This is a genomic window from Planctomycetota bacterium (genome assembly GCA_026387035.1).
GTDB lineage: Bacteria > Planctomycetota > Phycisphaerae > FEN-1346 > FEN-1346 > JAPLMM01.
In genome coordinates, this window is sequence record JAPLMM010000224.1 from 1 (window position 1) to 8,349 (window position 8,349).

Here is an 8,349-nt window from a genome sequence, read left to right on the forward strand (position 1 = left end):
GCGGAGCAAGGATACCGCGTGGTCGTCGCCGGCGAGGCCGCCCATCCGGAGGTCCGGGCGATCCTCGGCCACGCGCCGAGCGCCGTCGTCGTCGGCCGCGTGGCGGAACTGACGGCCCTGGACCTCGGGGGGCGGGTGGCCCTGGTGGCCCAGACGACGTTCTCTCCGGAGCGGTTTCGGGAGATGGCGGCCGCGCTGATCGGCCGCGACCTCCCCGAGGTCCGCGTGGTCAACACGATTTGTGCGGCGACGGTGGACCGTCAGCGGGCGGCGGCGCAATTGGCGGAGCGGGTGGACGTCATGATCGTCCTCGGAGGCCGCAACAGCGCCAACACCAACCGCCTGGCCGAACTGTGCCGGGCCCATGGCGTGGAGACGTACCACCTGGAGCATGCCGGGGAGGTCCGGGCGGAGCATCTGCGAGGCCGGCGGCGGGTGGGGATAGCGGCGGGGGCCTCGACCCCGCACTGGATTATCGAGGCGGCCTCGGAGCGGATTAGAGGCTTGCAATCCCGGAAGCAATAGCCTAGAGTGCCGGGTCTTTGCGGCCGGGCGGTCCGGTCGCGGTCCAGGGTATGCGGCGGGCAAGTGGCCCGGCGTTCGGGCGCGCAAACGGTCTTGCCGCCGCCCAAGTGGGAGGTTTCCCAGGAAAATGCTGAAAAGTCGAATTCAACGCGAATACGGCCTGAACGATCCGGACATCGATCAGGAAGTCAATGCGGTGCTCGGCGGGACGGAGCAGCCGGGGCACCTGGAGCATCTATACGAGGATTCGATCAAGAGTTTTGAGGTCGGCAGCGTGATCCGTGGGCGGGTGGTTCGCGTGGTCGGCAGCGACGCGATGATTGACGTGGGCTTTAAGAGCGAGGGGAGCGTCCCGCTCGAAGAGTTCGAAAGGTCCGAAGAGACGGAGCCGGGCGCCGAAGTGGATGTCCTTCTGGAAGCCGTCGAGGACGAGAGCGGCCTGGTGCTTCTGTCGAAGCGCAAGGCGGACCGCATCAAGGGTTGGGAACGCGTCCTCGGGCAGTTCAAGGAAGGCGACGTCGTCAAAGGCCGCGTCACGCGCAAGATCAAGGGCGGCCTGCTGGTGGACATCGGCGTGCCGGTCTTCCTGCCGGCCAGCCAGGTGGACGTCCGCCGACCGTCCGACGTGTCGGTTTACCTCGGCCGGGAGATCCAGTGCAAGATCCTCAAGATCGACGCCGACCGGCGGAACATCGTCGTTTCCCGGCGGCGCCTCATCGAGGAGGAACGCGAGGAAGCCAAGCGCAACCTGTTGAGCACGATGCGCGTCGGCCAGACGCGCAAGGGCGTCGTCAAGAACCTTGCCGACTTCGGGGCGTTCGTGGACCTGGGCGGCATCGACGGCCTGCTGCACATCACCGACCTGGCCTGGGGCCGGGTCGGCCATCCCAGCGAGGTCGTCGCGATCGACCAGCAAGTCCAGATCAAGATCCTCAGCATCGACCGGGAGAAAGAGAAGGTGGCCCTGGGCCTGAAGCAGTTAAGCCCCTCGCCGTGGCACAACATCGAGGCGCGGTACCCGATCGGCTCGAAAGTCAAGGGCGAGATCGCCAACATCACCCCCTACGGCGCGTTCGTGAAGCTCGAGGCAGGCATCGAGGGCCTCGTGCACGTCAGCGAGATGTCCTGGACGCGGCGCATCAACCACCCGTCGGAGGTGGTCAGCGTCGGTGAAGAGATCGAGGTCGTCGTCCTGGCGATCGACAAGGCCAAGCAGGAGATCAGCCTCGGCATGAAGCAGACCGAGGTCAACCCCTGGATGTTGGTCAAGGAAAGGTATCCGCCGGGAACAGTCGTCGAGGGCGTCGTGAGGAACCTCGCCAACTACGGCGCGTTCGTCGAGATCGAGGAAGGCATCGACGGCCTGCTCCACGTCAGCGACATGTCGTGGACGCAGAAGATCAGCCATCCGTCCGAGATGTTCGAAAAAGGCCAGAAGGTCCGCTGCGTCGTCCTCAGCGTGGACCAGGACAAGAAACGCGTCGCCCTGGGCCTCAAGCAGATGGAAGAGGACCCTTGGGAGCGGCGGATTCCGGAGGCATACGTCGCCGGCGCCGTCATCCGAGGCAAGGTGACCAAGGTGACGAACTTCGGCGTGTTCGTGGAACTCGAGCCCGGCCTGGAAGGCCTCCTGCACGTCTCGGAACTGGCGGACCACAAGGTCGAGAACCCCGAGGAGATCGTCAAGCCGGGACAGGAACTCGAAGTCAAAGTCCTCCGCGTTGACGCCGACGAGCGGAAGATCGGCCTTAGCCTCAAACGCGTCCAGTGGGCCGCCGAGGAAGAGCAAGCCGAAGGCGAATCCGCTCCGCGCGAGGAGCCGCGACTGGGCGGCATCCAGCACGTCGAGGACGAGGCCCACGAAGAGGGCGACGGCACGACCCTCTTCGGGACGACGCTCCTGGACGCCGACGCCGACGACCAGCCGGAATCCGAGCCCGAGGAAACCGAGGAATAGGCCGAGCCGGCGGGGTTTGCCGCGGGGCTTGCCCCGCGTCCCGGCGCGCCGGGACCAGCGCCCCGCCCAGCCTTCGTCCCGGCGCGCCGGGACTACGGCAGGTCTCCGCTGCGCTTCGACAAGCGGGGCGGCGAACCCCCCGCGCGGCCGCCCCCGGCTCGGCGGAAAATCTCGGGAAAAAAGTCTTGCCTTGGCCCCGGCAGGGGTGCTAAAATAAAGTGGCACATCGGGTCGGCTCCGATCGGCGACTCGCGTTGCACGTTTTCTGGTGGGGGCTTGCCGTGCGGGGGGCAGCGCACGGCTAAGGGGTGGTGACACGTCGCCCGTCGGGCCTGCGGCGCATGAGGGGTGCACGTAGTATGGATACCGGCCTGCAGTTGTATCTGAGCGAAATCAACCAGACGCCCCTGCTTACGCGGGAGAAAGAAATTTCTCTAGCGAGGCGTATCCACAAGGGCGACAACAAGGCCCGCGACGAAATGATCCGCTCCAACCTCCGCCTCGTCGTCTCCATCGCGAAAAACTATTCCCGCCGGGGCCTCACCCTCCTGGACCTCATCGAGGAGGGAAACCTGGGCCTCCTGAAGGCCGTCGAGAGGTTCGACCCCGCCGCGGGGTGCCGATTCTCCACCTATGCCTCCTGGTGGATCCGCCAGGCCATCAAGAAGAGCCTCATCAGCGCCGTCAAGCCCGTCGATATCCCCCCCTACATGGTGGACATGATCAACAAGTGGCGGCGAACGGCGACGAGGCTGGAGGGCGAGCGGGGCCGCCGGCCGACGCAGACGGAGATCGCCCGCGCCATGGGCCTGTCGCGCAGGAAAGTCGATGTCATCGCCAGCGCCGCCCGCGCGTTCAGTTCCCCCTTCCAGGCCGTCTCCGACGATGCCGAGTGGTCCCTCTCCGAAATGCTCGCCGACGAGGGATGCCGATCCCCGGTCGACGTCATTCTCGACAACCGCCGGGCCGCGGCGGTCATGAAAGCCCTGAACTCCATCGACGAGCGGGCGGCCACGGTGCTGCGGATGCGCTTCGGCCTCGAAGGATGCAACCCCATGTCCCTGAAGGAGATCGGCGAGAAGATCGGGCTGACGCGCGAACGCGTCCGCCAGATCGAACACGGGGCGCTGTGGTGCATCACCGCGGCCATCCGAAGCCAAGTAGAGGACTCCCCCGTGCCGGTCGCCGTCAGCCCGGCCTGAGGCGCGAGGTCCCCGCCGATTTTCCGGAGAAGGAGAGGCCCCATGAACGATGCCGCACCCGGCCTTGACCTGCGATCGAAAATCCGCAGCATCCCCGACTTTCCGAAGCCCGGCATCATGTTCCGCGACATTACGCCGCTCCTCCAGGACGCCACGGCCCTGCGCGAGGCCGTCCGCCGCATGGCCGAACCGTACGAGGGCGGATCGGTCGAGGTCGTCGTCGGAGCCGAGTCGCGCGGATTCATCTTCGGCGCCGCCATCGCCGTCGCCCTCGGCGCCGGCTTCGTTCCCGTCCGCAAGAAAGGCAAACTCCCCGCCAGGACCGTCTCGCAAACCTACGACCTGGAATACGGCACGGACACGATCGAGATGCACGCCGACGCCATCCAGCCGGAAATGCGGGTCCTGATGGTGGACGACCTCTTGGCGACGGGCGGCACGATGGCCGCCTGCTGCGAAATGGTCGAAAAGGCCGCCGGACGCATCCTCGGCATCGAGTTCCTGATCGAACTCGCGTTCCTCGCCGGCCGCAAAAAACTCGAAGGCTATCCCGTCCGCTCGCAGATAGTTTATGCCGACGAGACCTGAGTGACTGAGTAACTGAGTGACTGGGTAACTGAGGCGGGAGAGGCGCGGGCGGGCACGGCCTGCCCTGAACGAAGCGCAGCGTAGTCGAACGGGTTCCCTACCGTGGCACCTGCCATGCTGCGCAAAGAACCCATATTGCCCTTGTTGCCGTGCCCCGGCGTGAGTAACCTATCGTCAGGCCATTCCATAAACCATTTGGCGTCAAATCGGTAATTGAAAGGGGCTTAAGATGACCACGGAAGAACGTTTGGAAAACCTGGAGCGCGAGTTGGCCCGCGCGAAGCGCCGCAACCGCTGGCTGCTGGCCGGCTTGGGTCTATGCCTTGGAGCCTTGGTTGTTGTGTGGGCCACGCAGGGCCGATATGCTATATCGGTAAGCGCGAGTGGGGCAGTTTATGTTCTTGATACAAAGACAGGACAAATTTGGTTCCGTACCATTGGAGAAGCGGAGAGATACAATTATGCAGAATCACAAAACGAGTACTTTGGAGTAAGTCACAATTGCGGTACAAATGAAAATCCCAAGTTCGAAGTGATAAGAGGTAGCGCACACAAAAAAGTGAAAGACGAACCCTAAGAGGGACAGAATCTTCACAAACGGGAAGCCCGGCTCGCTATCGGGCCAATCGCCCTGGCGGAATATCGTCTTGGCATCAGGTCAAATCGAAAGGGGGCTTCAAATGACCACGGAAGAACGCCTTGACCATTTGGAGCGGGAACTGATCGAGTTACGAAAGTGCGTCCGCACACAACAACTCATCATCGAGGATGAGAAAGGCCAACCCCGGGCAGATTTGAGGACCTCGGAAATCGGGTCGTCTATGGACCTGTTCGACGAGAAGGGCGAACGCCGCGCCTGGCTGCACGTGGCCGGGGGCGCGTCGTGGCTGTCCCTGTCCGACGCGACCGGCAAAGCACACGCATGGCTGATGGTGGACAATGACGGGCCGTCGGTGGCCCTACACGCCAAAGGCCATCGCCGCGCCTGGCTGAATGTACAGAAGGACGAGCCGTCGCTGGACCTGTTCGACGAGTACGGCCAGCGCCGCATCATGCTGGCCGTGAGTGAGGAATGCCCGACGCTGGCCTTGTGCAACGAGACCGGCAGGCCATGCGCCATTTTAGACGGAGACAAGGACGGCCCTTCGTTGATCCTAGTCGACGAGAAAGACAAGACCCGCGCCGCGTTGGCCGTGATGAAGGACGGGCCAATGTTGCGCCTGTGCGATGAACAGGGCACGGCCCGCGCCGGGTTGGACGCGGGCGAGGACGGACCGAAACTGCGTCTGTTCAACGAGAACGGCAAGCCCATCTGGCAAGCCCCGTAAGGCATTTGCCTGGTGGTGACTGGCCCCGAGCCAAGTTGGCGCTGAGATCAGGTTATCTGGCAAGAAGCGAGCAGGGGAGATCGTAAAATGGACAAGGTTGAGTTGAAAACCTTCGAGGAATTCGAGAGCAAAGCCACGGTGCTTTGGGAAGACCGGCAAAAGAAGCGTAAGGAAAAAGGAGAGGCCTTTTCTCCAGTGCTCTTTCGTGGCCAAGAGAGAGCGTCGTGGAAATTAAGAACCACTCTTGAACGGTACTCGACCAGACAGTATTCCCCAGAAGACTACTATAATGTCGTGTGCTCCGTCAGGCCTGTCGTTGAGTCCTGCACCGGAACGCGCTGGAAGTTCTATGACAAATACACCCGTAATGATGGCAGTTCTCTTCGTCCTCCCCGTCCTCCACAAGAGTATGAGTTCATGGTGTATCTGAGGCTCCACGGCTTCCCATCCCCCCTTCTGGACTGGACGCGATCATTTTATGTTGCCGCTTTCTTCGCATTCCAGTCTGCAACACCCGATAAACAAGATGAACCCAATGTGGCCATATATGCGTTTAGGGAACACGGCGATCTCGGGAAGAGCTGGGGAAATGAGGCGCACATTGTGGGCTGCGGACCAACTATAACAACCCACAAGCGGCACGTTATCCAGCAAACGGAATTCACTTTCTGCGAGAAGAAGTCGAGCGACCAATACCTCTATTGTAGCCACGAGGAGGCATTCAAAAGAAATGATGAGGACCAAGATATTCTGACCAAGTTTATCATCCCGAAAGCGGAAAGAGCCAAGGTCCTCGATAAACTTCAAATGATGAACATTACAGCATACTCGTTGTTCGGAAGCGAAGAAAGCCTGTTAGCAACCCTAGCGTACGAGGAGATTGAAAGGCGAGAGTTCCGGTGACACCCATGGGGATCGGGGGACGCCCCGCCACGGACGGGTAAACTTCGCCCCGGCCCCAACGGGGCAGCCGCGGTCCGTGGGTGTCACTTCCTGCGGGTCGCGGCCGCAGACGGGTTCTTGCGGGACCGTTTCTTGCACGATCCGGGCGCGAGTTTGCCGTCGGCCAGGACGAGCGGCAGCGCGTCGTCCATCGCGCGAATGTAGTGGAATCGCATCCGCCGGCGGATCTTCGCCGGAATCTCCTCCACGTCCTTTTTGTTCCGCTCCGGCAGAATGACCGTGTCGATGCCGGCGCGCTTCGCCGCCAGCACCTTCTCCTTGATTCCCCCGACGGGCAGCACCAGCCCGCGCAACGTGATCTCGCCCGTCATTGCCACGTCGCTCCGCGTGCTCCGCTTCGTCAGCAGGCTCATCAGGGCGCTGAAGATCGTGATCCCCGCGCTCGGGCCGTCCTTCGGGATCGCCCCCGCCGGCACGTGAATGTGCAGGTCCTGTTTGCTGAAAATCTCCGGGTCGATGTCCCACCGGTCCGCCCGCGAGCGGATGTACGAGAGCGCCGCCTGGGCCGATTCCTTCATCACCTCGCCCAGTTGGCCCGTCAGGTTCACTTTGCCGGTGCCCGGCATCGCCGTCGCCTCGACGAAGAGGATGTCGCCGCCCGCCGGCGTCCATCCCAGGCCCGTGGCGACGCCCGGCGTGCTCGTCCGCAGTTTGACTTCCGGAAGGTAGTGCTCCGCCCCCAGGAACCCTTCCACCTTGCCGGCCGTGATGAGCCCCGGCCGACGCTTCCCCTCGCCCACCTGGTGCGCGATGCCCCGGCAAATGGAGGCGATCTCACGCTCCAGGTTCCGCACCCCCGCCTCGTGCGTGTAGTATCGGATGATCTGACGAAGCGCACCGCCGCGCAATCGCCAGTTTCTCCTCCTCCACGTACCCCGGCAACTCGATGACCTCCATCCGGTCCTTCAGTGCCGGAGGCACTGGGTCCAGCACGTTCGCCGTCGCAATGAACAGCACCCGCGTCAGGTCGAACGGCACGTCCAGATAGTGGTCCGTGAAGGAGTAGTTCTGTTCCGGGTCCAGCACCTCCAAGAGCGCGCTCGTCGGGTCGCCGCGCCAGTCCTGGCCCAGTTTGTCCACCTCGTCCAGCATGAACACCGGGTTGTTCACCCCGACTTTCCGGAGTTCCTGGATGATGCGTCCGGGCAGCGCGCCGACGTAAGTCCGCCGGTGGCCCCGGATCTCCGCCTCGTCCCTCAGGCCACCGAGGCTCACGCGGACGAACTTTCGGCCCATCGCCCGCGCGATGCTCTGGCCCAGGCTCGTCTTGCCGACCCCCGGCGGGCCCACGAAGCACAGGATCGGCCCCCGCAGGTCCGCACGCAACTTCCGCACCGCCAGAAACTCCAGGATCCGCTTCTTCGGCTTCTCCAGGCCGTAGTGGTCGCGGTTCAGGATCCGCGCTGCCTTCGCCAGGTCCAGACGGTCCTCGGTGCTCTTCGACCAGGGCAACTCGATGAGGTACTCCAGGTACGTCCGCACCACGTTGTATTCCGGCGCCTGGATCGGCATCACCGCCAGGCGCCCGAGTTCGCGCTCCGCCTCCCGGCGTACGGCCTTCGGCATCCCCGCCGCGTCCAGACCCCGCCGCAGTTCCTCCGCCAGTTGCGCCCCCTCGTCCTTTTCGCCCAGTTCCCGCTGGATCGCCTTCAGTTGCTCGCGCAGGTAATACTCGCGCTGCGTCCGGTCGATGCTCGAACGCGCGTCCGACTGGATCTTGTCCGCCAGTTCCAGCACCCCGATTTCGCGCTGCATCAGTTCCGCCACCGTCCGCAGCCGCTCCGCC

The 8,349-nt window shown here is 63.6% G+C and carries 7 protein-coding genes and 1 pseudogene; 7 read left to right on the forward strand and 1 reads right to left on the reverse strand.

Annotated features, from left to right (window positions below; all coding sequences use genetic code 11):
- The 7 genes from NTX40_08020 to NTX40_08050 form a co-directional block, all read left to right on the forward strand.
- A partial coding sequence (locus NTX40_08020) for a 4-hydroxy-3-methylbut-2-enyl diphosphate reductase (protein ID MCX5649027.1) occupies positions 1-525 on the forward strand: 525 nt, incomplete at its 5' end.
- Between the two features lie 127 nt (positions 526-652).
- Positions 653-2,482, forward strand: coding sequence for a 30S ribosomal protein S1 (locus NTX40_08025; protein MCX5649028.1), 1,830 nt, complete (start codon positions 653-655; stop codon positions 2,480-2,482).
- 359 nt (positions 2,483-2,841) lie between these two features.
- Entirely contained in the window at positions 2,842-3,684 is an 843-nt protein-coding gene (locus NTX40_08030; GenBank protein ID MCX5649029.1) for an RNA polymerase sigma factor RpoD/SigA, read from the forward strand.
- A gap of 42 nt (positions 3,685-3,726) precedes the next feature.
- Entirely contained in the window at positions 3,727-4,272 is a 546-nt protein-coding gene (locus NTX40_08035; GenBank protein ID MCX5649030.1) for an adenine phosphoribosyltransferase, read from the forward strand.
- Between the two features lie 229 nt (positions 4,273-4,501).
- A complete protein-coding gene (locus NTX40_08040; protein MCX5649031.1) occupies positions 4,502-4,849 on the forward strand; it encodes a hypothetical protein in 348 nt (115 codons plus the stop codon).
- Positions 4,850-4,952: 103 nt separating this feature from the next.
- Entirely contained in the window at positions 4,953-5,600 is a 648-nt protein-coding gene (locus NTX40_08045; GenBank protein ID MCX5649032.1) for a hypothetical protein, read from the forward strand.
- An 87-nt stretch (positions 5,601-5,687) separates the two neighbouring features.
- Positions 5,688-6,503: an FRG domain-containing protein gene (locus NTX40_08050; protein ID MCX5649033.1), complete on the forward strand. Its 816-nt coding sequence runs from the start codon at positions 5,688-5,690 to the stop codon at positions 6,501-6,503.
- A gap of 83 nt (positions 6,504-6,586) precedes the next feature.
- Here the strand turns inward: NTX40_08050 and lon are convergent.
- Positions 6,587-8,349 (reverse strand): annotated as a pseudogene (gene lon / locus NTX40_08055) (endopeptidase La).